We start from the raw sequence: 24,814 nt of genomic DNA on the forward strand, positions 1-24,814 counted from the left end.
GTGTTTAATGTTACTCACCAGTGGTCTTTTTATCGTCGTTTGGAACGTAAACCATTGAGCCGTCGGCCATTTTGTAAGCAATACCCGCTTTGGTACCTTCGCCTGAACCAATAGCACCGTTAGATTTATATTGTTTGATTTCTTTACCTTCTTTCACTATTACCTCCATGTTGGGCTCACCAGCGTTTTTAATGACGGTGACATTTTCAGCGTTAAAGGTATTAAGTGGATTTTGCGCAATCGCAATTAACAACGCGGCGATGATCACTAAAAATACATCCACTAAGTTAACTGCACTAATGATGGGGTTTAGCTCCTCATCTTCATTTAAAAATTTCATTACGCTGCACCTTCCAACTTAGGTGTCGTTTCTGTTTCGGTTGTTTTTGATTGGTGTTCTTTGATTTTTCTAATATTGATGAGTTCGTCTGCGTACCAACGCTTTTTAACCGTAGCAGGCCAAAAAGTAAGGGTTGATACCACTAATCCCCAAATAACGGCAGCAAAGGCGATGATAAGGTTCTCACTGATGCCTTGAATGTTACCATCCGCTAAAGACTTCAATGCAGGACCCATTGGGATCATAGTTGCAATAAGGCCTAACATTGGGCTCAATCGAGTTACAATTCGTAAAGTCTCTAACTTCTTAAGAGCAACGACCTCTAATTCATCTTCAGATGCATTTTTATTCTCTACAAAGTAATTGTGGATTTCATAACCAGGGACTTGTTCAGTGTCATGCTGCTTGGTTTGTTTAAAATACGGAATGACGTTTTTTCTACGGATCAAGGTTTGGGAAGAAAAAGCACCGAGTGCAAATAAAGCATAAATAAACATGATTAATATTGCGATGATCACAGGTGCAATAAATAACTCTGACACATCAGCCATAAGGTTTTCAATAAATGTTAACAAGACAAACTACTCCGCAAGTAAAATAAATTTTGATTTGGCGTAGTGTAAACAAATATTAAAAAAAGTAAATGTAAATAGGAATGATTATCATTTAATGGTTGTGAGTTTAGTTAGATATAGAATTAAAATGTGGCGCAAAAAAATGTAATGTTATATTATATCAAATCTTGATTTTTAGAGTTGGAATTATAATGCGTGATGTATTGGGTGCATGGCTGTCAGTTTTATGCATGATCCATTGTTTTTTACCTATATTGTTAGTGGCGTTTGGCGCCAGCTTAGGCTTAAGTCATATGGCTGAATCAATACATGAAGGTTGGATGCATACAGCGTTACTAACGCCAATTATTATTATTTTAGCGGTGAGCTTACCAAAAGCCTATGTTGCGCATCGTAATCGTAACCCTGCAATATTAGCCGTCCTTGGTGTGATTACATTATCAATTGCGATTTTAATTGGTGATACGACAGAAACCGTATTAACAATAATTGGCAGTGTTTTTGTAATTAGTGCTCATTTAATTAATCGTAAAAAATTAAAATCAGTTTAATTTAAAACTGATTTTAATGGGCTATATCGGTAGATAACCAAGTATCAGATCCGGAAAAGCTCAAGGTAACAACTTGCTCAAAACCTTCAACATTGACAACGTTAAATTGTTCATCCCAAATATCTCGTAACGCATCATCACGTATTTGCAATTGAGTTAGTCCCGTTGGTTGTTTAATTTCTTGGTATACCCAGAAATAACCAGCGTCGTTCTGAAAGCCCACTAAATCTAAATTGATGTCATCACCATTTTGATCTTTTAAACCAAAACGCTTAATAACGTATTCAGCAAATTTTTCTTGCGTATCAGGGTTACCAATAATATCGGCTTTTTTGTCTATAAGCTCCCAAACGGCTTCCTCAGCATCATGCAAATAAAAGCGGTGCATGACTTCTAAGTTATCAGTACGTTCGTTAAACAGAATGACAGTGAATGCGGTTTTTAGTTTGTGTGCACTTTCTTGTTTGCTTATGCTTGGTGAACTAAATGCAGCGGTAATTACTATAAGGGTAATTAAAGTTAATCGTTTGAACATAATAATCTCATATAAAAATGCCCGAGGTAAGTCGGGCATTTTATTCAAAGTGTATGACTAAAAGAAGTACTATTTAAGATTTACTAATCTTTTTTATCTTCTTCTTTTTCACCATCTTTTTTATCTTCGTCAGTTTTTAGCTTAGTTGTGATGTCATGCATGATGTCACGGCCAGCACTGTTTTTACCAACAGAACGTTTGTATTTATAAGCTTCAACACGTGAAGGAATAATACGACGTGGGTAAATGTTGTTTTCATTGTCTACGTCAGCAGTTTCCCAAGTTGGGTCAACAGCAACGCTTACCAATTCTTTATCAGTAACAACTAAACGTTTAACTTCTTTTGGAGTACGACGCCAAATTTCAGCCGGAATATATTGATCTTCAACCGTACCGTCTGCAAAAGTAAGTTGCAGAAGGATTGGCATCACTAGGCCACCTTTATTTGAGAAATCAATTACGTAGTAATTTTTGTTTTCTTCAATAGCACGTTCAAAAACACGTTTTTCCCAAGGCTTAAGACCTTTAAGGAAGCTGTTGTAAGAATTTCTTTCTTTATTAGTTACTGTGAAACGGTCGTTTTCGTCATAAAAGTCAGTAATGTCAGGGTTAGACTCAACCCAAGTTTTCTTACCTTCTTTTTTGTTTTGCGTGATGAAACGAGCCGTTGGCTTGTTGTTTTCGATATCACGGAAACGTGGGTAATCGATATCTGGGTTTTTAGAATCTAGTTCCATTTTATGAACGGCATCAACAGAGATATCAACGTGATCAGTAGTGTAGAACCAACCATGCCAGAACCAATCTAAATCCACACCAGAAGCTTCTTCCATTGTACGGAAGAAATCAGATGGAGTAGGGCGTTTGAATTTCCAACGTTGTGCATATTCTTTAAAAGCAAAGTCGAATAAGTCACGGCCAAGGATAACTTCACGTAAGATGTTTAATGCAGCAGCAGGTTTTGCATACGCATTTGGACCTAATTTTAATACGCTGTCAGACTGAGTCATGATAGGAACTTGAACATTACCTTTCATATAGTCAGTGATATAACGTGGCTCAACACCCCATGGGATATTTTCGTCCCATTCACGACATGCAACAGCATCTAAGAAACTGTTTAAACCTTCATCCATCCAAGTCCACTGACGTTCGTCAGAATTTACAACCATTGGGAAATAAATGTGACCAATTTCATGGATAACAACACCAATTAAGAAACGTTTTTCAGCTTGAGTATAAGTACGAGTACCGTCATCTTGCAGTTTAGTTCTTGGGCCGTTAAAGGTGATCATTGGGTATTCCATTCCACCAACTGGTCCGTTTACAGACTGTGCAGTTGGGTATGGGTAATCAAAAGAGTAACGAGAATAGGTTTCCATAGTGTGAACGACCGCTTCAGTAGAATACTTCTTCCAAAGATCGCCACCTTCTTTAGGGTAAAAAGACATTGCCATTACGAATGGTTGATCTTTGCCACCTTGGTTATAACCTTTAGCATCCCACATGAATTTACGTGATGAAGCCCAAGCAAAGTCACGAACGTTTTTGGCTTCAAACTTCCAAGTTTTCTTCTTGTTTGTGCCTTCTTTTTCGTTTTCTAATGCTTCTTCAGCCGTTACAACAAATACAGGGCGTTTAGCATTTTTTGCTTTTTCTAAACGGTTACGCTGTTCTCTAGTTAATACGTCACTAGCGTTATCTAACTCACCCGTTGCAGAAACAATGTGGTCAGCAGGTACTGTGATTTCAACTTCGTAATCACCAAATTCAAGAGTAAATTCACCACGGCCGATGAATTCTTTGTTATGCCAACCTTCATAGTCAGTATAAGCATGTAAGCGAGGGAACCATTGAGCTAACAAGAAGATGTCGTTGCCACCTTCACGTGCATCATCTGGAAAATGTTCATAACCAGCACGAGCTGAAACGGCATCTTCTTCAACAATGTTAAAGCCGAAGTCCATTTGAAAAGTAACTGATTTACCAGGTTTTAATGGTGTTTTTAAATCGATACGTAAGTTAGTACCTACCACTGTTGATTTTAATGCTCTACCGTTATCATCTCTTACGGCTAAAACATCATAACCTAGTTCATTGTCTTCAAGGAATTGTTGACGACGTAATTCACCTAGGCTTAATTTTGCTGGTTTGCCTGAACCGCCAGCTGAAGTTGCTGGTCCACGACGACCGATACCACCGAATGAAGTACCCGCTTCTGCAATAGAATCAGCGTGGTATTTATTTTGCTCTAATTGTAACCAAAGGTACTTAAGAGTATGAGGAGAGTTATTTTTGTAGTCGATAGTTTGAGTAGCATCAAGACGACGTTTTTCTTCATCAAGTTTAACTTTAATTTTATAGTTAACTTGTTGTTGCCAATAATTTTCACCTGGCTCGCCAGCTGCATTTCTGTATACATTTGGTGTTGGAAGAATTTCGTCTAATTGACGGAATTTATCTTCAAAATCACCTTTAGTTTGTTTGACTGCGCTTGCATTAGCCGTTGCACTTACTGCTACCGCAAAAGCAAACGTCAACAAACGTCGAAAGTTATGGTTTTTCATACGCATATTCCAGGCTGTTTTATAATAATTAGTTTTTTTAATTTCTATGTACAAACATAGGTTTATCCATAGAAATTTTCACACAATAGACTAACAAATAATTTCTAAAAATAGTAATTCTTGGTCTTACTGTTCGCGTCGTTCATCGTATTGAAAACGTGACAGGAACGAACGACTTTTTGTATTAGGTTTTAATGGTACCAATATGGTGCAAAGTTAGTCCTAAAAACAGTCTAAAGTTAATCGAGATGTTGGTTTTTTTGTATTTTTATAGACAGTGCGATAAAGAAAAAATGCAATGCTAACAACAAATGAAATAACCCCATTTTAAAGTCATAAGATACCGGAAGTATTGCGGTAGTTGGTACCAATAACAGTGCAATTAATGCAAAAATACTGGGTGGTTTAACCTGAGTGAAAAAGGCATAAAATAATAAGCTCACAAATAACACAAGATCAACACCTAACGTGCCCAATAACTGACTCATGGCAACCAATACTATGACAGCTAGGACAATTTTAGCTTTATAATTAATCACAGTATAAGCCAGCCCAGCAGCGTAAAGCAGCATGGCGATATGTTTAGATATCCATGACAGGGTGTCATGTGTTGGAATCACACTATTTACCCCAGCAAACCGTGCACTGCCCAATAATGCGGTAATGGCAATCAATGCAAAACAAACTAACGTAATGTGTTTGAACAGTGGGGGGATTGTTACTGATTTGTGCCATATGTAGCTGATATAAATCAACGAACATACTAAAATTAGCTCACCAAAGGTGCCATAGTAAGTCATTATTTTTCCTAATTGATAGAAGCAATAAAAAAGCCCTAAAGTAATTAGGGCTTATATAAACCTTTATATCACAGGACTAGAAGTCCATCCCAAATTCAATGCCGTACATTTTAGGCAATCCAGGTGTAGCAATCGGCGAGCCTACCGCCATTGCCTGTCCGCCGGTTTGCATAAGATATTTTTCATCAGTTAAGTTGTTAACAAAAAACGCTAAATGAATTGGGTGATTATCGCTTTCCCAACTTAAACGAATATTGGTTAATCCATAACTCGAAATAGAATTTAACTCGTCATCATTCAGTCCGGTCACAGAACCTTGTTCAAATGGTAATACCGCTAATGCTGGTCCATCTATATCTTGCGTTCTATCGCCAGTATAGGCATAACTTAAATGGAAGTTCATTTGTCCGTCTAGGCCCTCAAAGTAATAATCCATGCGGATATTACCCTGATCTTCTGGCATTCCTGAGATTGGCTCTCCGACTTTACTAACCCCCGAGTTGTTTGCTATTTCAGCATCAAAAAATTGCCATTTAGTGTATTCAGTTTGAGTGTTGCCGTAATTTGAGGTGAAGATTAAATCTTCAGTCGCTTGCCAAATTAACTCAACATCAAAACCAGAACCTTCTGCGTCAACATTACGTAAATTATAGGTAGGCACTGGCGAACCAAATAATTCAAGTTGTTGTAAGTTGGTGTAGTCGTATTGATACGCTGACAGATTCAGGCGTACTTTGTTTTCAAACCAAGAAGACTTGATGCCGACTTCTGTATTCTTTACGGTTTCAGCTTCTACCGGTGGCGCTTCACCTAATGTATTAAAACCTCCCGATTTAAAACCTTCAGAATAAGAAACATAAGTCATGATGTCATCATTCCATTGGTAATCAATTACAATACGCGGAGTAAACTTTTCCCAACTGTTTTCTTGTGTTGCTTCATCAGGGATGAACGCTACCGCAAGCGGAATGTTATCTATGCCATCAAATGGCATGATGATTTCATTGGTTGGTGCTGTTTTTAAGTAAAACTCTTTGTCATCATAAGTGTATCTGGCACCAAGAGTGATATCTAAACTGTCTGTTAGCGCATAAGTCCCATCAAAATATATAGCGGCGCTGTTAGTTGTACCTTCATTATCAAATCGTTCGTGATGCGGATTATAAATGTTAACACTGACAATCGCGCCCATGACTTCTTCAAACGATAAACCTGTACCTACCATTATTTGGCCCAACGTTTGTTGAGGTATAAATTGTTGTGCATAAACGCCAGCGACCCCCATGCCAAAAGGCAGCCCTAGAATGTCACGAGGGTCTGCACCGGACTGAACTAAGGCTAATGCGTCAAAGGTTCGTGTATTAAAATGAGCATGGGTTTGTTGGGTAATATTTTCATGGAATAAGGTTGCACCTAATGTCCATTTAAAGTCATCACCATTTTGAGTGACTCTAAATTCTTGACTGAACTGGTTTTGATCTTCAATTAAATTACTGGTGAAATAAGCTCTGGCATAAGCAGAACCATCATCTTCCATATGGTTTGTTCTTTCAAACTGTCGATATGCGGTGATTGAGGTTAATGCCATTTGATCCGTTAACTGATAGTTAACTTCCGCTGATATACCGCCCGCTTCGCGAGTTTCTTTACCTTCAAAATCATATTCAATAGGCGCAAACGGATCGCCACTGCCGTAACTGGTATTTAAAGTTACAGCCGGACGACCTTGTTGGTTTGTGTCTGTGTAATCCGCGCGGATTATTGTTTCTACATCTGGGCTAACATCCCAATGTAATGCACCTCTAGCAGACCAATCTCTCTGGTTGCCATACATTTTTACACTGTCTTTTTCTTCTAGGTAACCACCACGATGGTTTGAATTAAAGCTACCACGGAAGTTCATGTTTTCGTTGATCATGAAATTGGTAGAAAATTCAACTTTTCGTTTATCATGGCTTCCTAAAGTAAACTTAATCGCGCCTTCATTATCGGCGGTGGCGTCTTTGGTAATTATATGGATTGCACCGGCTGCAGAGTTACGACCAAATAATGTACCTTGAGGACCTTTTAATACTTCAACACGTTCTACATCGTTAAAATTCATATTAGACGTACCTCGACGACCAACATAAACACCATCAATATACACCGCTACTGCAGCATCTAAACCAATACCAAAGTCGTTGGTCGTGATACCGCGAATGTTAAAAGAGGTTTGTGTTGCGGTTGCGTTATTGGTTTCTAATCCCGGCGTTAATAAGCCCAAATCATTGACATTAGCTAAGCCCATTTTTTGGATATCGCCTTCTCCAAAGGCGGTTATTGCAATCGGAACCGTCTGAATACTCTCGCTGCGTTTTTGAGCCGTTACTTCAATAACTTCCAGACCTTTTTTCTTTTCATCAGCTTCAGCGGCTGTCACAGTATATGTGGACATTAAACCTAACATGATGGCCATGTTTACTTTTGAGCGAAGCCAATTATTGTTATTCAACATAAATAAATCCTTTATTTGATATTAGTAATTATTGTTCTTGTTGTAATTTAACTGCAAATGTTGACTTACTTAACCAAAGTAAGAAATTACTCAACACAAACCAACTAATGCCAATCAAGTAAGGAGAAGGCAAATTGGTTATGTCAGAGCAAATTAATACTGTGATTAGGCAATTTTTTATAAATTCAATTAGGTAAGCGTTTGGCTGTTGTTGTTGAAAGCGACCTAGGCTAAAAAGAAAAAATAGAAAAGCGGCACTGATCACTATAATGGTTTGCATAGTCATACTGGTGGCACTTAACAATAAATAAACAACAATAGCGATGGCAGAAATATGCTGGAATAAAATGTAGTACTTTTGCGTTAACCTTAAAGCAACATCAAATTTAATTTGTTTATATGGGTCAAAGGTTGGGTAAGGATGTTTCTCATTCATATCTGCAGGTCGCCAACCTGTAGATTTGAACCAAATGCTGACTTTATCTTTCCAGCTCTTTGTCCGAACCGCATCTAATATGAGATTCCAATAAAACTCAGCGTTCGCCCATAATGGGTTCCAACTTGCGAGTGGTTTGGTAATACCAAAAATAACTGGCTCTTCTTTTAACTCTGGGTGATAGGTGTTGAACAATCTATCCCACAAGATAAACACGCCACCATAATTTTTATCTAAGTAAACCGGGTTTTGAGCATGATGCACCCTATGATTACTCGGCGTGACAAACATAAATTCATACCAGTTAGGCATTTTATCTACGTGTTTTGTATGAACCCAGAATTGATAAATTAAGTTAAGTGAACCAACCGCGACAATAACTAAAGGATCCAAACCAATAAAGGCCAAAGGCAAATAGAATATGAAGTTTAAAAAGCTACCACTGGTTTGTCTTAATGCTGTGGTTAGGTTGTATTCTTCACTTTGATGATGCACAACATGTGAAGCCCAAAAAATATTCATTTCGTGCCCCATTCTGTGTGACCAGTAATAACAAAAGTCGTATGCGATAAACGCAAAGATCCACATGTAGGGAGAATTGATATCAAATTGAAAAGCAGCAAAACTTTGAAACACAATGGCATAAATACTAAATTGCAGTGTTTTTTTAATTAAGCCAATAACTTGGCTCATCATGCCGAGGTTAATTGAGTTAATCGCGTCATTAAATTGGTAAGTTTTTGATTGTTTACGCCAATCAATCACCAATTCAATAAGGATCAAAATCAAAAATAACGGGATAGCGAGTACGATTAAATTCATTGGAACACCTTTTGTATTTATTATTGTTTAAGGTTAATTCACAACACATCCGTCCAGATGGTTTACAGGAGATTATCACAGTAAAATAAAAATACAATTGTAGTTAACTTATTGGTTAATTAGCTTTAACATGCATTCAATTGTTTGTAACTTACATGTTTTGGTTGTTTTAAATGAAAAAAATATTGTACACATTTGTAGTGTTTATTGGCTTGTTGTTTGCGCTAGCGCCTTCAATTCTAGGTTTCTCTTTGCTTAACCTTGGACACGCTATCAATGTTAGTACTGCGTTAGGTGCTAAATTAGGTTGCTCTAGTTATTTTGTTTCTGGTTTTAGTAAAGAACAAACAGTGAAAGATTTAGCGTCGTATTCGCCAGTGGCAAATATTGTCACTATGGATTACCAAGAAGATAATAAAAGAGTGACAGCCTCTTTATATGGCATGGCAGAAACATCAGCCACTTACCGAGAAGGTTTAGGTTGTGCTTTAGATGCAGAGGGAGCAGAAAAATTAGACTTGGTAACGGTTAAAAAAGTAGTAGTGTCAGACTCAGATGAGTGGCCGTTAGGTAGTTTAGTTAGTCATAAAGCACCCGTTATTCAAGATAAGGTGGATGAGATTGTTCGTGCCGATAATGAGAAAGGTTATAACACACGCGCTTTATTAGTGATCAAAGATGGACACCTACTGGCAGAAACATACGGCCCTAATGTCAATAAAGATACGCCGTTGTTAGGGTGGTCTATGGGCAAAAGTTTAACCGCAATCATGATAGGGCATCTGCAGCACAGCAAACGAATTGAAAGTAATCCCACTCATTTATTTGAGCAATGGCAAGATGACCAACGTGCAAATTTAACGCTTGTTCAACTGTTACAAATGAGCTCTGGGTTAGAATTTGATGAAACCTATGCACCAGGCAGTGACGCCACCCATATGTTATTTACTGCACCAAGTGCTTCAGATGTTGCCATTACCAGCCCGTTAACAAAAACACCCGGTTCAGAGTTTTCGTATTCTTCAGGAACGACTAACTTATTGTCTCGTTATGTTCATGAGAAACTGGGGAATACTAGTCAACAAAGTTACGACTATTTAATACAACAATTATTTGAACCATTAGGCATGGCAAACAGTGTATTCGAAGTGGACGATAGTGGGATATTTGTTGGCAGTTCATATATTTACGCATCAGGGCGAGACTGGGCCAGGTTAGGTTTGTTGATGTTGAATCAAGGCGAAATAAATGGACATCGACTGTTAACTAAAGACTGGGTTGCAGCAGCCTCTATGCCAAACACCAGCGAAAATGACAAACGTTATGGTTATCAGTTCTGGCTTAATGCCGGTGAAGATGAACTGCGTTGGCCTGCATTGCCAAGTGATGCTTATGCCATGATGGGGAATCGAAAACAGACTGTGATGATCATTCCGTCCCAAGGCGTTGTATTTGTTAGATTAGGTTGGACCGCAGGTGATTATCCAATGGAAAAAAATTACCGCCAACTGTTGGATGTTATAAATTAACCTTTGGGGAATTCATGTAATAACACATCGCCTTAACGGACAAAGTTAAGGCGAAACTCTTCTATGAAAATCGGCTTTGATTGATATTCAACAACCACAATTCAGCCAATCCTTATTTTCTTATATTTAAACGTAGGTATTTATTCAATTTTGTATTAGCAAGACTCTGAATATTACTTAAACCGTATAAGGGTTTTGTGCTAACATCTGGCCAAATTTTTGGGTAAGAAAAATAAAGATGTTAGAAAACGTAAAAATCGTATTAGTAAATACCTCCCATACTGGCAATATCGGCTCTACCGCTAGAGCGATGAAAACCATGGGATTGTCTAATTTAGTTTTGGTCGATCCTGTTCAGGCACCGGATAGTCAAGCTTCAGCGTTGGCTGCTGGCGCTACTGATATCTTAGGAAACGCACAAATTGTCTCTACGTTACAAGAAGCCATAGCCGATTGTGGTTTATCAATCGCTGCAAGTGCGCGTTCTCGTACTTTATCTTGGCCAATGGTTGATCCAAGAGAGTGTGGTGCAAAGGTGGTATCTGAAGGTCAAAAACATAAAGTTGCTTTGGTATTCGGTCGTGAAAACTCGGGTTTAACCAACGAAGAATTACAGCAATGTCAATTCCATGTGCACATACCTGCAAACCCTGATTATTCATCTTTAAACTTAGCTATGGCGGTTCAAACATTAAGTTATGAAGTTCGTATGCAGTTTTTAGAACATCAAAATAAAGCCTATGAAACCATAGAAACGGATTACCCTAACGGTGAGCAGTTAGAAGGGTTTTATACCCATTTAGAAGAGTCATTAATGCATACCGGGTTTATGATCAAACAACACCCTGGACAAGTCATGCCTAAACTACGTCGTTTATTTAATCGTGTTCGCCCTGATGCACACGAATTAAATATTTTACGTGGAATATTAACCTCAATCACTAAGTTGAAAAAGTAGAGTTAACGCCGAATGTTTGAACGAATGAAAGAAGATATCGCCAGCGTATATAATCGTGATCCCGCAGCGCGCAATAATTTAGAGATATTATTTAATTATCCAGGTCTTCATGCCATTTGGTTTCAACGTGTCGCCAACAAACTTTGGCGTAATAACTGGAAATCAACGGCTCGTTTTATTTCTACCATCACTCGCTGGTTAACTGGAGTAGAGATACATCCCGGTGCAACCATAGGTCGCCGATTTTTTATCGACCATGGTATGGGGGTAGTCATTGGTGAGACGGCAGAAATAGGTGATGACGTCACTTTATATCATGGGGTGACTTTAGGTGGAACAAGCTGGAATGCGGGCAAACGTCACCCTACGTTAGCGGATGGTGTTGTCGTTGGTGCTGGCGCTAAAATACTTGGGCCAATACTCATTGGTAAAAACTCGCGTGTTGGTTCCAATTCGGTCGTGGTAAAAGAAGTTCCAGAAAACTCAACGGTTATCGGGATCCCTGGTCGAGTGGTTGTTAACAAAAAAGACATCGCGGGCAGTGAAAAACGTAACAAAATTGCCCAACGTTATGGGTTTGATGCGTATGCCGTTTCTTATGACAATCCAGATCCGGTTGCTAATGCGATTGGTCGTATGCTTGATCATATTTCAGTGATGGATGAAAAATTAAGTTCAGTCTGCTCGGAAGTCACTAAAATGGGCGGCGAAGTCTGCAATAAAGATTTACCGGATATGGATATTGAATCGGAAGATTTTGTTGCCGCAGAACAACAATCTGCTGAAAGCCGTAAAGCCGGTATGACCTCATTCGATCCAGAAATATAATTAAACAAACCCTATACCTGACTAAATTAGTCGGGTATAATTACTTGACTAATTTAGTCAGGATTGTAAAATGCGCGTCATTAAATTTAGTGTCTCAATAAATCCTATTTATTTTACCCATTTTACATGAGGTCTGGTTATGAAACTTACATCTAAAGGTCGGTACGCAGTTACAGCTATGTTAGATGTTTCTTTGCATACAGATTCAGGCCCTGTGCCATTGACGGATATCTCAGAACGCCAAGGTATTTCACTTTCTTATTTAGAGCAGTTGTTTGCAAAGTTACGTAAACATGAATTAGTAAGTAGTGTAAGAGGTCCAGGTGGCGGGTATTTCTTAAGCCGAGACGCAAAAGAAATTTCAATCAGAGAAGTGATAGCTGCAGTCGACGAAAGTGTTGATGCAACTAAATGTCAGGGCAAAGGTAATTGCCAAAGTGGTACAACTTGTTTAACTCACCATTTATGGTCTGATTTAAGTGAACAAATTGAGAGCTTTTTAAGCGAGATTAGTTTGGGTGAATTAGTTGAACGTAACAATGTTCAAGATGTGGCAAGACGACAAGATAAAACTTGTGCAACAAAAGAACAGTTAGCCGTTAATAACATATAAAATATTTAAAGAATTTGTTTCGCTTGATAAAATTCGAGCGCAATTATTATACGTGGAGAAATTAATGAAATTACCAATTTACCTAGATTACGCGGCAACAACGCCTGTTGATCCTCGTGTAGCTGAGGAAATGATGAAGTGTCTGACTATGGATGGCACGTTTGGTAATCCCGCTTCTCGTTCTCACCGTTACGGTTGGCAAGCAGAAGAGTTAGTAGATATAGCTCGTAATAACATTGCAGAATTAGTTAATGCTGACCCTCGTGAAGTCGTATTTACATCGGGTGCAACTGAATCAAATAACTTAGCAATAAAAGGTGCTGCACACTTTTATTCTAAAAAAGGCAAACACGTCATTACAGCTAAAACTGAACATAAAGCGGTTTTAGATACATGTCGTGAATTAGAACGTGAAGGTTTTGAAGTAACGTATTTAGACGTTATGTCAAACGGCCTTGTTGACTTAAACGCGTTAGAAGCAGCAATGCGTGACGACACTGTTTTAGTCAGTATCATGCACGTGAATAATGAAATAGGTGTTATCCAAGATATCGCTAAAATCGGTGAGTTATGCCGCGAACGTAAAATTGTATTCCATGTCGATGCGGCACAAAGTGCAGGTAAAATTGCCATTGACCTTAGCGAGTTAAAAGTAGATTTAATGTCTTTTTCTGGTCATAAAATTTATGGCCCTAAAGGTATAGGCGCATTATACGTAAGCCGTAAACCTCGCATTCGCTTAGAAGCACAAATGCACGGTGGTGGTCATGAGCGTGGTTTCCGTTCTGGTACACTACCTGTTCATCAGATTGTTGGTATGGGTGAAGCATTCCGTATCGCTAAAGAAGATATGGCAAAAGATACTAAACACATTGAAGCATTACGCGCTCGTTTATGGGAAGGTGTAAAACATATTGAAGAAACCTATATTAACGGCGACATGGATCACCGTGTACCAGGTATCTTTAATGTTAGCTTCAACTTTGTTGAAGGCGAAAGCTTGATCATGGCATTAAAAGATATGGCTGTATCTTCTGGTTCTGCATGTACTTCAGCCAGTTTAGAACCTTCTTATGTTTTACGAGCTTTAGGCTTAACGGACGAGTTAGCACATAGTTCAATTCGTTTCAGTATTGGTCGCTTTACAAAAGAAGAAGAAATTGATCACGTAATTGGTCAAGTAAATAATTCAATAGATAAACTTCGTGAAATGTCTCCACTTTGGGAAATGTTTAAAGACGGAATTGACCTTAGTACGATTGAGTGGGAAGCCCACTAGTACTAAAGATAGTAGTATGCAGCGTTACATAAGTACGCTGCAAACCAGCACTCATTTTATACTAACCGATTGGCGGTTAAGGAGCTTCAAATGGCTTATAGCGAAAAAGTAATCGATCATTACGAAAACCCTCGTAACGTTGGTTCGTTTGATAAAAACGATCCTACAATAGCAACGGGTATGGTTGGCGCACCAGCATGTGGTGACGTTATGAAACTTCAATTAAAGATCAGCGAAGGCGGCATCATTGAAGATGCTAAATTTAAGACTTACGGTTGTGGTTCTGCTATTGCTTCATCTTCTTTGGTAACAGAGTGGGTTAAAGGCAAATCAATTGAAGAAGCACAAAAGTTAAGTAACACTGAAATCGCAGAAGAATTAGCGTTACCTCCAGTTAAAATTCATTGTTCAATTTTGGCTGAAGACGCAATTAAAGCAGCGATAGAAGATTATAAATCAAGAAAGTAATAAACTGACTCGTTTGGTTTGGGAGTAGTAATACATGGCCATCAGTTTAACTGACGCAGCAGCAGATCGCGTTAGAACGTTTTTGGAAAATCGTGGTAAAGGGTTAGGATTAAGACTAGGTGTGAAAACCACCGGTTGTTCTGGCTTAGCTTATGTTCTTGAGTTCGTTGATGAACTACAAGAAGGCGACACTGTGTTTGAACATCAAGATGTTAAAGTGATCATTGACGCTAAAAGCTTAGTTTATTTAGACGGAACACAACTCGATTTTGTTAAAAATGGCTTAAATGAAGGTTTTGAATTTACTAACCCAAATCAAAAAGACGAATGTGGTTGTGGTGAATCTTTCACTGTATAAACTAAACGTTTTGATGCCAGGTTAAATTACTGTTTTGTTAAGGCCATGATCTATTATCGTGGCCTTATCTATTTCTGATAGACCAAATTCATAGGACTATAAATGCGATTTTTTGACTTATTTGAATTACCCGTCAGTTTTCAACTCGACAATGAGTTACTCCTTGAGCGTTATCGAGAAATTCAAAAAAAAGTGCATCCAGATCATCACGCCAGTGCCTCAGATAACGAAAAGTTATTGTCGGTGCAAAAAGCCTCAGAAGTAAATGATGCCTACGAAACGTTAAAAAAGCCGTTAACCCGTGCCGAATATATGGTTGCCGAACATGGTTTTGACGTCCGTCATGAACAACACACAATACGTGATGGTATGTTCTTAATGCAGCAAATGGAACTACGTGAAGAGTTGGAAGAGATTGAATCTGCTACTGATGTTGAAGCTGCATTTGACCGTTTTTACAGCGACGTAAAACAATTGATCAATGAATATACGGCAAAGTTTGAGTCTGAGTTTAACCAATCATCGTTTGAGTCTGCGGCCGACGCCGTTCGTAAATTAAGATTTATTTACAAGTTAAAAGAAGAAGCGCAATTGTTAGAAGACAAACTTTTAGACTTTTAATTTTAAAGCTTGGTACAAGATAAGTTAATGAGCTTTTAAACATAGCTTATAAATTAGCTCAGCAAATAAAGAAATACAGGTAAACGACACATGGCATTATTACAAATTGCAGAACCGGGCCAAAGTACTAACCCTCATGAACATAAGTTAGCTATTGGCATCGACTTAGGAACTACTAATTCATTAGTAGCATCAGTAAGAAGCGGACAAGCTAACGTATTACCCGATGCACAAGGCCGATATCATTTACCCTCTGTTGTGCATTACGGTGCAAACAGAACGATAGACGTTGGCTTTGACGCCAAAGCCAATGCTGAAAATGACCCAGAAAATACCATAGTTTCGGTTAAACGTTTTTTAGGCCGTGGTCTTAAAGACATAAACGAAACCTACGGTAAATTGCCTTACACCTTCGTTGAAAAAGAAAACACAGTTAACTTGTTAACCAGCCAAGGCGAGAAAAACCCAATTCAAGTATCTGCTGAAATCTTGTACGTATTAAAAACTCAAGCAGAACAAACATTAGGTGGCGATTTAATGGGCGCGGTTATTACCGTTCCTGCTCACTTTGATGATGCACAGCGTCAAGGTACCAAGGATGCAGCTCAACTTGCAGGTATAAAAGTATTAAGATTAATCAACGAACCTACTGCCGCAGCTGTTGCTTATGGACTAGATTCAGGGCAAGAAGGCATTGTTGCTATTTATGATTTAGGTGGTGGTACATTTGATATTTCTATACTGCGCTTAAATAAAGGTGTATTTGAAGTGCTGTCTACCGGTGGAGATACCGCGTTAGGTGGTGATGATTTTGATGGTAAAATTGTTCAACGTATTTTAGCCAATGCAGGCGTTACAGAAGAATTATCGGCCAAAAGCTTACGTAAACTTGCTGATTTAGGTCGTAAAATAAAAGAACAGTTATCCGATGTTGATTCTGTTGATTTTAATATCGACATTGAATCACAACAGTTAACAGGTAGCTTTAGTAAAGCTGACTTTGAAGCGGTCATCGCTGATTTGGTTAAGGCCACATTACGCAGTTGTCGCCGCGCATTAAAAGATGCCGATGTTGAAAAAGAACAAATTTTAGAAGTGGTCATGGTGGGCGGTTCTACGCGTGTTCCTTATGTGCGTGAGCAAGTTAAAGCCTTTTTTGGTAAAGAACCATTAACCTCAATCGACCCTGACCAAGTCGTAGCAATAGGTGCCTCTATTCAAGCGGATTTATTAGTGGGCAATAAACCAGATTCTGACATGCTGTTGTTAGATGTTACGCCGTTATCACTTGGTTTAGAAACCATGGGTGGCTTAGTAGAAAAAGTCATTCCAAGAAATACCACGATTCCAGTAGCCAGAGCACAAGAGTTTACCACCTATAAAGATGGTCAAACTATGATGGCCATTCATGTATTACAAGGTGAACGTGAATTGGTGGATGATTGTCGTTCATTAGCAAGATTTGTATTAAAAGGTATTCCTCCGTTAACCGCTGGAATTGCGGTGATCCGAGTTACTTTTAATATCGATGCAGACGGATTATTAAGTGTTACGGCACTGGAAAAATCCACTGGTGTTGAGTCATCTATTCAAGTTAAGCCGTCATATGGTTTAGAGCAAAATGAAATAGCCGACATGATCACCGCATCCATGACCAATGCAAAAGAAGATATCCAAGCACGTATGTTACGTGAGCAACAAATTGATGCAGTGCGTATGATGGAAGCATTAGAAACCGCCATGACAGAAGATAATGCCATCGTATTAGACGAAGAACGTGTAGTGATTGAACAAGCCATTGAGCAATTAAAACAAGCAACTCAAGGCATTGACGGTCAAGCGATTAAACAAGCAATTAAAAACCTAGATGATACGAGTCAGCCATTTGCGGCAAGACGCATGGAAAACAGTATTAAAAGGGCACTAACTGGTCATTCAGTAGATAAAGTGTAAAAACAAATTATATTAATTAAGTCGATTTATAGAGATTAAAAACATGCCACAAATTATATTTTTGCCAAACGAAGATCTTTGCCCTGACGGCGCTGTTGTAGAAGCCAAAAAAGGTGAAACTGTTTTAGATGTTGCTTTAAGAAGTGACATTGACGTTGAACATGCATGTGAAAAAGTATGTGCTTGTACAACTTGTCATATGATCATCCGCGAAGGTTTTGATTCACTTGATGAAAGTGATGAATTGGAAGACGACATGTTAGACCGTGCGTGGGGATTAGAGCCTGAGTCACGATTAAGCTGCCAAGTGATCATCAAAGATGAAGATTTAGTGGTAGAGATTCCAAAATATACCGTGAATCACGCCAAAGAAAACCACTAGTAATTCACTCAGTTAGGCGTATAACTTAGCTATATTTGGTCTTTTTAGTCATTATTAAAGCAAGCTTAGGCTGAGCTATTAAGGAATCGTATGAGCAGTCAACCATTAGAACCAAGCCGTAAAACCGAAATACTTAACTTTGATGCTGAACAAAGATGTAAGTACTTGTTAAAACAAGTAGTGGCAAATCAACAAGTATGGATTTTAACCGATGAACATGGTTCTGTCATGGTGACCACAGATGAAGAAGATTGTATTCCTGTTTGGCCAAATGAAGAGTTTGCACAAATGTGGGCGACTAACGAGTGGGAAGGATTTGAACCTAAAGCTATTCCGTTAACTCAGTGGCACAAGAAATGGACTAGCGGTTTGGAAGAAGATGAATTGTCAGTAGTTGTATTTCCATTACCAGACGATGAAGGCGCTGTTTTATATCCAACCGAGCTAGATGATGAAATTAAACAAATGGCAAATAAGGTCAAATAGTGGAAGATTTAGATGCGCCATTTGAATATGAAGAGCCTGAAGGTTTTGATAAAAATGCTCCGGTAGTTGATACCAGCAAAGATGGGATGCGCAAAATAGGCATATTCGTCGATATTCAAAACATTTATTACACCACCAAACAAGGGTTTAACCGTCAGTTTGATTATCGCCGCTTTTGGCAAGAGATCAGTTACCTTGGTGATATTCAAATTGCCAATGGCTATGCCATTGCCAGTAATAATGACGGGCAACGTAAATTCCAAGACGCGTTAAGACATATAGGGTTTGAAATTAAACTTAAACCATTTATTCAGCGCAGTGACGGAAGTGCCAAAGGCGATTGGGATGTGGGGATTACGGTTGATATTATGGAAGCTGCAGAGCAGTTAGATCATATTATTTTATTATCAGGCGATGGCGATTTTGATCTGTTGATGCACAAAATAAAAGAAAAATACCAAGTCAAAACCCAGGTATTTGGTGTGCAAAAATTAACGGCGCAATCACTTATTAAAAGTGTTGATCTGTTTACCGCCATTGAACCCCCTTTGTTAAAGTAATCATAAGAGCAACAAAGGAAAAAGTAAGGATTCAAGATGACGGATAGCCGAAAACATAAGTTTGACCAATATCCGCCATTGGTCAAACCGGTTTTAGAGTCCTTACGGCAAATGATTTATAACCTTGTGTTAGAGCTGAACTTAGGTGAAATAGAAGAAACGTTAAAATGGGGAGAACCTAGTTTTAACGTTAAAAGCGGTAGCCCAGTGAGAATCGATTGGAAAGACTCAACACCGGAAAATTATTATGTATTTGTAAATTGCCAAACTAAGTTAGTAGACACGTTTAGAGAGTTATACTCAGACGTATTGCAGTTTCAAGGTAACCGCGCCATTATTCTTAACCTGACCGAAGCAACAGATGAAAAGATTAACCATGCACTTAAACATTGCTTAGCCTTGGCGTTAACCTATCAAAAAGTAAAACACTTGCCATTGTTAGGTGCATAACCTCGGCTTTAATGTCATATCAAGGTTTAAAGAGTAAAAACGCATGATCACACTTAGACATTTTAATACCTCTGACGTTGGTCAGTTAGTGACTTATTTAAATGATAAAGAGGTGACTCAATACATTACAGGGGCTATCCCTTCGCCTTATACAAACGCCGATGCATTTTGGTGGATTGAACACGCTAACCAATCTGAATACATTCAAGCGATTGAATACCAAGGTGACTTTGTGGGTTGTATTTCTGCCACCGTCGGGCAGTTTGAATACGCAAACAGTGCAGAGTTAGGTTATTGGATAGGCAAAGGCTTTTGGAACTTAGGCATAACCACAGAAGCGGTGAAACAGTTTTGTGAGTTACTGTTTAACACCAATAAACTAAACAGATTATATGTCTCAGTGGTGGCGCAAAATATAGCGTCTGTTAGGGTATTAGAGAAAAACGGTTTCCGCTGTGAAGGAATATTACAAAGTGCCTCTTGTAAGCTTGATCCTGTCACAGGGGAGAAGCAATATTATGATGAATGTTTAATGGCTATGGTGAGTCGTTAATAATACACAGCTTCAAATAAACAATTTTCAATTGGCGAATTATTATCTTGAGATTTAATAACAAGATGATCCGCTTTTTTCACTCCTGAGTAGGTTTGTATTTTCGTTTCATTTATTGCTAAATAATCGGTTTTAAACTCAATAAAATCAAGCTGTATTCGGTTATTTATTAAAGTGTATTTTCCAGTATGTTTTCGATAGCTATTCTTTAAAAGCTTGCCCTCACGATAAAGTTCTACCTCAAGTATGACCTCGCCACTTCGTCGAAACTCTAGCGTTGCATCAACTGAATCACCATTAACAAAACATGAAATATCGCCCATGATAGGTGGCATTATTTTTTGGTAACCGTTTCGTAAATATAGGCCAACACTGCCTGCTGAATAAAAGTGATTCCCTTGCGCAAACTGGTAATAACTTGGCGTGGGGAATTCAGATTCTTTGAGTATATTTTCAATGATTGGCAGATCAGCTGGCGCTGCTACGACAGGATGAGTTGCGATAGCGGTATCGCTAAACTCTGCTGGAATTTCAGCATTTACATGTTCAACATCATAACCTAGGTTAATTAATTTTACGGCCACCTCATCAACGGACTCTTGAGGATAACCATTGTTAAATAAATAAACCGTTTTATTAGTACAACCAGTTAACAATAAGATTGCAGTAATAAAAACGGTTAACTTCAAATGATTCAACATGTAAATATAGGAACTAGGTTAGTTTTTTTTATCTATTTTATATTTTTTCAAATCCAAGTCTACCCATATGTTGCGCCATATCTTCAGCCGACGTTTTAGGACGAACATTACGGTCAATCATGACAATCTTACCCGACTTATCAATATAGAAAGTATGACGTTTTGCATACCCCATAAAACTCACACCATAGGCTTCTGCTACATCGCCGGTTGGGTCACTTAACAGTGGGAAATCGGCTTTAGTTTCTTTGGCAAACTCTATGTTTTTAGACAACTCGTCAGTACTGGCCATAAAGTATTGAGCGTTAAACCCCTTTAATAGATGCCCATTATCAGCCATAGACTTACATTCAATGGTACAGCCTGATGTGAATGCTCTTGGAAACCAAGCCAACACAATGCTTTGTTTGCCTTTAAAGTCTGACAGTTGATAGGTTTTACCATCACTGGCCTGCAGCTTAAAGTTAGGTGCTTGATCGCCAACAGAAAGCTCAGCAGTGGCTAAGTTACTGAATAACAATAAGCTAATAGTAATAAATGACGTGATTAATTTGTTCATGAATTGTTCCATGTTTTAGGTCCATGTTGGTAAGGTTAAGAACGTCTTTATATACGTTCTCATTATTAATTTGGTTCACAAATATTACAGACGTACCAAGTTAACTTGTATTGGTGGTTTTCACAACGGCCGCTATCAAAAATACAGCGCTAACTTACAGAGCGTGCACAATGACTATACGTTAAGATTTTGCCAAAACAAATTGGTTTAGGGTAAAGCTCAAGGTCAATTGAAATGGTAATTGTGATAACAAACTTTGTTTATTTTGCTCAGATATCTTCCAGCCAAAAGGCGTCATGGTTAACAAGTTTTCAATATCACCCTTGTTGTCTAATACAATGACTTGTTCAATATCATGTTGAACCGCCAGCTCAAATCCATCAGGTGGTGTAGCCGAATCATGTAATTGGGGGGTGTCGTAGATGATTTTTTTTAACTCTATTAGATGTTTCGCCCCCGGGGAAACCGACAATATACGACCTTGTTCTGTTAAAACACGCTGGCATTCTTTACCCACTAAAGGCGCAAATACATTCACTATTAAATCAGAGAAGTTATCGCTAAATGGCGTATGTGAATTGGTTGCAACACAGTAGTGCACTTGTTTGTTTCTTTTCGCGGCATACTTAACGGCAGACTTAGAAATATCCACACCATACACATTAGTATTAACAACCTGGCTTTGGATACTGTCTGTGTAATAACCTTCACCGCAGCCTAAGTCGATAATATTATTGTGCGGCAATGTTAATAAGGATTTCACCAACGCTTGACGTAAAAAATCATAATGACCCAATGATAAAAACGCACGACGCGCTAACACCATATTTTTATCGTCACCCGGTTGCAGAGAGTTTTTTAACTGCACGGGCAATAAATTTATATATCCCTCTTTGGCATAATCAAACATATGTTTGTTTTCACACACAAGACTATTGTCTGTTTTTAACAGTTGAGTGAAACAAATCGGGCAGCTAAATTGAGGAAGTTTGGTCATGATATAAGTTTTTAAGCTAGTTTGGACGGCATTATAACCGATCAAAACCCGGTTAGTTGGTGATTTTGCCTAATAAAACAGCGTTCGAGTCATAAAATGAAAAAATATTTAAAATTGGGCTTTACCTTAAGCCGTTGCTAAGTATAATTGGCGCAACTTCGATGCAGGGGCGTAGTTCCAATTGGTAGAACAGCGGTCTCCAAAACCGATGGTTGGGAGTTCGAGTCTCTCCGCCCCTGCCAAGTTATCTTCAGAAACATTTTCTCGTTATAACAATCCTAAATACTTATAGAATACGACAAAATAATTCTAAATTTTTATGCCACCAATTTATCAATTGGTAGAACAGCGGTCTCCACTCTCTATAAAAGCAGCGATGGTTGGGAGTTTGAGTATCGTAGCCCCTGCCAAGTTATCTTCTTCTATATATCATATTTCTTAAATTTCATTTTAAAACCTAAAATCTCATAACTTCAATTTTTAAATCTATTTCCCCAATTCTTTTAGCATTATAATTCTTAAATCGTATTTATATTTACTTTATGGTTTCACCTTGACGGCGACCATACCTTTTTTCAACAGCCAAAAAAGGTAGGCGAAAAAGGCCGCTCCCAAACAAAATCCAATACTTCATTAAATAGTTATTTTTGTTTATAAAAAAGGATTGGAAAATCGTCCCTGACAACCAATCCTTTCTCAGCATCCATGCTTCGAATTTTATAAAAAATAATATTTAACAAAGTGATTTTGTGATGGAGGCTTAAAAGCAAAAGCAAAAACAAAAGCAAAAACAAAAGCAAAAGACTAGAGCTTTATATGCATCTTTCTCCTATAGTCAGGAAAATGCCCAATTACTAACTAAACGATTTATGTAAATTACTTTTATTGGCAATTAGTTAACTACTCTGGTACAAATAAATGATTAAAAAAGTGAGCGTCGACTTGATAGAAAAACGCGCGACCCGCTCGCTATAATCATGTTAGAGCACAAGTGGAAATCAAGCATAGAGTATGGAACGAGTAATTAATAAAAGAAGAACTCCTTCGCTAGCTATGCGAAAGAGTATTGTTGATAAGCACAACAATGCATGTGCTATGTGTTCCATATCAGGAGAAAAAATTCCTCTTGAGTTAGCTTCAATAATGCCACTTCATCAAGGTGGCACCATGACTGAGGACAACTTTCTTCTGCTATGCCCAAACTGCCATCGATATATGGATATGGGGCCTAAAGAAGTTGAATTCGTTAATTTCCTTTATCAAGTACTTAAAGCATCTAATTCGAATCATAATATCCAACTCGAAGCAATCATTGGAGAGTCGAGAAGAGCAAGGGCTGACATTCTCATTGAGAATGATCAGAAAGAAACAATACTTATAGAATGTAAATCTAATAAGGCAATAACAAGAAACCACAGCTCAAAGATAATTGAGCAGATTTTAGAGTACGAAAAACTTATTGGAAAATGCAAAAAAGTATTGGCTATACCAGGAAGGTTGCCAAGTGAAATACGGCAAAATGTAGAATCTCATGATATTGAGGTTTGGGATGCAGATTACATAGTTAAACATTATAAAACAGCTATTCAGAAAGCGGATAGCAGCTATTTTAAAATGCTTTTAACTGCTATCTCTGGTGAGAAAGAAGTCACCCGAGAGCTAGAATTATTAGACAAACTTAAAGCTTGTCAGCCAGGTCGCGGAGATTGCTACGTATATCAGAGCTTAGTCGGCGAAATTATAGAAGAACTCTTCTGCCCACCTCTTGATAAGCCAATTCAGGAGAATAGTGACTTTAACAAATCCAATCGTAGAGATTTCATTGTTCCAAATTATGCAACTGATGGTTTCTGGTCTTTTCTACGTGGGAAATACGCAGCAGATTATGTTGTTGTAGATGCAAAAAATTATTCCAGAAAAGTAAAAAAGAATGACATTCTTCAAATTTCGAATTACCTGAAACCACATGGTGCTGGTCTGTTTGGGATAATATTTTCTAGAAATGGTGGAGACTCAGCTGGTTGCCTGCATACGATTAGAGAGCAATGGATGGTTCATCAAAAATTGATTCTTGTTCTTGATGATACAGACGTTGAAAATATGCTTGTATCATCTGGCGGTGCTGAAGACGTAATCGGATCAAAAATTGAAGAGTTCAGACTGTCAATGTAAAAATAACAAGGCCACCCACCTCAATTTGACAGTTATTTAAACTGCACTAGACTTGTTTGTACCTATATTGATACAGGTGAGTTTGCTTATGCCTAGACCCAGAGAATTTCAAATTAGCTTATCGGATACGCCGTATTATCACTGTATCTCTCGTTGTGTTCGTAGGGCATTTTTATGTGGTGAAGATAAACAAACCCATCAATCTTATGTGCACAGCAGACAAT

At 38.2% G+C, this 24,814-nt stretch carries 26 protein-coding genes and 1 tRNA gene; 17 read left to right on the plus strand and 10 right to left on the minus strand.

What is annotated here, in order from left to right:
- Positions 1-10: 10 nt before the first annotated feature.
- Entirely contained in the window at positions 11-340 is a 330-nt protein-coding gene (locus tag KO505_RS01360) for a DUF2149 domain-containing protein (RefSeq protein WP_216053644.1), read from the minus strand.
- The gene (locus tag KO505_RS01365) at positions 340-915 is read right to left on the minus strand and encodes a MotA/TolQ/ExbB proton channel family protein (protein WP_252731583.1); all 576 of its coding nucleotides are present in this window, start codon (positions 913-915) and stop codon (positions 340-342) included. Before KO505_RS01365 ends, KO505_RS01360 begins: the two co-directional genes overlap by 1 nt.
- A 191-nt stretch (positions 916-1,106) precedes the next feature.
- Here KO505_RS01365 and KO505_RS01370 point away from each other — a divergent pair, with 191 nt between their 5' ends.
- Positions 1,107-1,466 carry a MerC domain-containing protein gene (locus tag KO505_RS01370; protein ID WP_216053645.1) on the plus strand — a complete coding sequence of 120 codons (360 nt, stop codon included), beginning with the start codon at positions 1,107-1,109 and terminating at the stop codon, positions 1,464-1,466.
- 13 nt (positions 1,467-1,479) lie between these two features.
- Here the strand turns inward: KO505_RS01370 and KO505_RS01375 are convergent, their stop codons facing one another.
- From KO505_RS01375 to KO505_RS01395, 5 genes are all read right to left on the minus strand, one after another.
- The gene (locus KO505_RS01375; protein ID WP_252731584.1) at positions 1,480-2,001 is read right to left on the minus strand and encodes a DUF6702 family protein; all 522 of its coding nucleotides are present in this window, start codon (positions 1,999-2,001) and stop codon (positions 1,480-1,482) included.
- Positions 2,002-2,084: 83 nt separating this feature from the next.
- On the minus strand, positions 2,085-4,568 hold the full coding sequence (locus KO505_RS01380; RefSeq protein WP_216053646.1) for a M1 family metallopeptidase: 2,484 nt from the start codon (positions 4,566-4,568) through the stop codon (positions 2,085-2,087).
- 239 nt (positions 4,569-4,807) lie between these two features.
- A complete protein-coding gene (locus KO505_RS01385; RefSeq protein ID WP_216053647.1) occupies positions 4,808-5,368 on the minus strand; it encodes a hypothetical protein in 561 nt (186 codons plus the stop codon).
- A 76-nt stretch (positions 5,369-5,444) separates the two neighbouring features.
- Positions 5,445-7,865: a TonB-dependent receptor gene (locus KO505_RS01390; RefSeq protein WP_216053648.1), complete on the minus strand. Its 2,421-nt coding sequence runs from the start codon at positions 7,863-7,865 to the stop codon at positions 5,445-5,447.
- Positions 7,866-7,893: 28 nt separating this feature from the next.
- Complete coding sequence (locus KO505_RS01395) at positions 7,894-9,123, minus strand: sterol desaturase family protein (protein ID WP_216053649.1); 1,230 nt, start codon at positions 9,121-9,123, stop codon at positions 7,894-7,896.
- 173 nt (positions 9,124-9,296) lie between these two features.
- On the opposite strand from KO505_RS01395, the gene KO505_RS01400 reads away from it, so the two are divergent.
- The 14 genes from KO505_RS01400 to KO505_RS01465 all read left to right on the plus strand — a co-directional run bounded on the left by KO505_RS01400 (position 9,297) and on the right by KO505_RS01465 (position 20,161).
- Positions 9,297-10,652 carry a serine hydrolase gene (locus tag KO505_RS01400; protein WP_216053650.1) on the plus strand — a complete coding sequence of 452 codons (1,356 nt, stop codon included), beginning with the start codon at positions 9,297-9,299 and terminating at the stop codon, positions 10,650-10,652.
- 238 nt (positions 10,653-10,890) lie between these two features.
- On the plus strand, positions 10,891-11,610 hold the full coding sequence (trmJ, locus tag KO505_RS01405) for a tRNA (cytosine(32)/uridine(32)-2'-O)-methyltransferase TrmJ (protein WP_216053651.1): 720 nt from the start codon (positions 10,891-10,893) through the stop codon (positions 11,608-11,610).
- Positions 11,611-11,622: 12 nt separating this feature from the next.
- Positions 11,623-12,438: a serine O-acetyltransferase gene (cysE, locus tag KO505_RS01410; RefSeq protein ID WP_216053652.1), complete on the plus strand. Its 816-nt coding sequence runs from the start codon at positions 11,623-11,625 to the stop codon at positions 12,436-12,438.
- 139 nt (positions 12,439-12,577) lie between these two features.
- Complete coding sequence (iscR, locus tag KO505_RS01415) at positions 12,578-13,051, plus strand: Fe-S cluster assembly transcriptional regulator IscR (protein ID WP_216053653.1); 474 nt, start codon at positions 12,578-12,580, stop codon at positions 13,049-13,051.
- Positions 13,052-13,115: 64 nt separating this feature from the next.
- Positions 13,116-14,330, plus strand: coding sequence for an IscS subfamily cysteine desulfurase (locus tag KO505_RS01420; RefSeq protein WP_216053654.1), 1,215 nt, complete (start codon positions 13,116-13,118; stop codon positions 14,328-14,330).
- 90 nt (positions 14,331-14,420) lie between these two features.
- A complete protein-coding gene (gene iscU, locus KO505_RS01425) occupies positions 14,421-14,798 on the plus strand; it encodes a Fe-S cluster assembly scaffold IscU (protein WP_216053655.1) in 378 nt (125 codons plus the stop codon).
- Positions 14,799-14,832: 34 nt separating this feature from the next.
- Positions 14,833-15,156 carry an iron-sulfur cluster assembly protein IscA gene (gene iscA / locus KO505_RS01430; protein ID WP_216053656.1) on the plus strand — a complete coding sequence of 108 codons (324 nt, stop codon included), beginning with the start codon at positions 14,833-14,835 and terminating at the stop codon, positions 15,154-15,156.
- A 102-nt stretch (positions 15,157-15,258) separates the two neighbouring features.
- The gene (hscB, locus tag KO505_RS01435; RefSeq protein WP_216053657.1) at positions 15,259-15,777 is read left to right on the plus strand and encodes a co-chaperone HscB; all 519 of its coding nucleotides are present in this window, start codon (positions 15,259-15,261) and stop codon (positions 15,775-15,777) included.
- A 90-nt stretch (positions 15,778-15,867) separates the two neighbouring features.
- Positions 15,868-17,730, plus strand: a complete 1,863-nt coding sequence (gene hscA / locus KO505_RS01440; protein WP_216053658.1) for a Fe-S protein assembly chaperone HscA — start codon at positions 15,868-15,870, stop codon at positions 17,728-17,730.
- A 43-nt stretch (positions 17,731-17,773) separates the two neighbouring features.
- Positions 17,774-18,112 carry an ISC system 2Fe-2S type ferredoxin gene (fdx, locus tag KO505_RS01445; RefSeq protein WP_105053455.1) on the plus strand — a complete coding sequence of 113 codons (339 nt, stop codon included), beginning with the start codon at positions 17,774-17,776 and terminating at the stop codon, positions 18,110-18,112.
- A gap of 90 nt (positions 18,113-18,202) precedes the next feature.
- Complete coding sequence (locus KO505_RS01450) at positions 18,203-18,598, plus strand: DUF2750 domain-containing protein (protein ID WP_216053659.1); 396 nt, start codon at positions 18,203-18,205, stop codon at positions 18,596-18,598.
- A gap of 86 nt (positions 18,599-18,684) precedes the next feature.
- Positions 18,685-19,158, plus strand: a complete 474-nt coding sequence (locus KO505_RS01455) for an NYN domain-containing protein (RefSeq protein WP_216053672.1) — start codon at positions 18,685-18,687, stop codon at positions 19,156-19,158.
- 36 nt (positions 19,159-19,194) lie between these two features.
- Positions 19,195-19,608 carry a DUF1801 domain-containing protein gene (locus tag KO505_RS01460; protein WP_216053660.1) on the plus strand — a complete coding sequence of 138 codons (414 nt, stop codon included), beginning with the start codon at positions 19,195-19,197 and terminating at the stop codon, positions 19,606-19,608.
- A 43-nt stretch (positions 19,609-19,651) separates the two neighbouring features.
- Positions 19,652-20,161 carry a GNAT family N-acetyltransferase gene (locus KO505_RS01465; RefSeq protein WP_216053661.1) on the plus strand — a complete coding sequence of 170 codons (510 nt, stop codon included), beginning with the start codon at positions 19,652-19,654 and terminating at the stop codon, positions 20,159-20,161.
- On the opposite strand, the gene KO505_RS01470 is transcribed toward KO505_RS01465, so the two are convergent.
- From KO505_RS01470 to KO505_RS01480, 3 genes are all read right to left on the minus strand, one after another.
- The gene (locus tag KO505_RS01470) at positions 20,158-20,850 is read right to left on the minus strand and encodes a hypothetical protein (RefSeq protein ID WP_216053662.1); all 693 of its coding nucleotides are present in this window, start codon (positions 20,848-20,850) and stop codon (positions 20,158-20,160) included. The genes KO505_RS01465 and KO505_RS01470 overlap by 4 nt on opposite strands.
- 49 nt (positions 20,851-20,899) lie before the next feature.
- The gene (locus tag KO505_RS01475) at positions 20,900-21,421 is read right to left on the minus strand and encodes a peroxiredoxin (protein WP_216053663.1); all 522 of its coding nucleotides are present in this window, start codon (positions 21,419-21,421) and stop codon (positions 20,900-20,902) included.
- Positions 21,422-21,602: 181 nt separating this feature from the next.
- Positions 21,603-22,418 (minus strand): putative RNA methyltransferase, encoded by an 816-nt coding sequence (locus KO505_RS01480; protein ID WP_216053664.1) that lies wholly within the window; start codon positions 22,416-22,418, stop codon positions 21,603-21,605.
- A 165-nt stretch (positions 22,419-22,583) separates the two neighbouring features.
- On the opposite strand from KO505_RS01480, the gene KO505_RS01485 reads away from it, so the two are divergent.
- Positions 22,584-22,660 (plus strand) — tRNA-Trp (locus KO505_RS01485).
- Positions 22,661-23,429: 769 nt separating this feature from the next.
- Positions 23,430-24,590 carry an HNH endonuclease gene (locus KO505_RS01490; protein ID WP_216053665.1) on the plus strand — a complete coding sequence of 387 codons (1,161 nt, stop codon included), beginning with the start codon at positions 23,430-23,432 and terminating at the stop codon, positions 24,588-24,590.
- Positions 24,591-24,814 lie beyond the last annotated feature (224 nt).

The sequence above is a fragment of the Psychrosphaera sp. F3M07 genome (assembly GCF_018860345.1).
Lineage (GTDB): Bacteria > Pseudomonadota > Gammaproteobacteria > Enterobacterales > Alteromonadaceae > Psychrosphaera > Psychrosphaera aquimarina.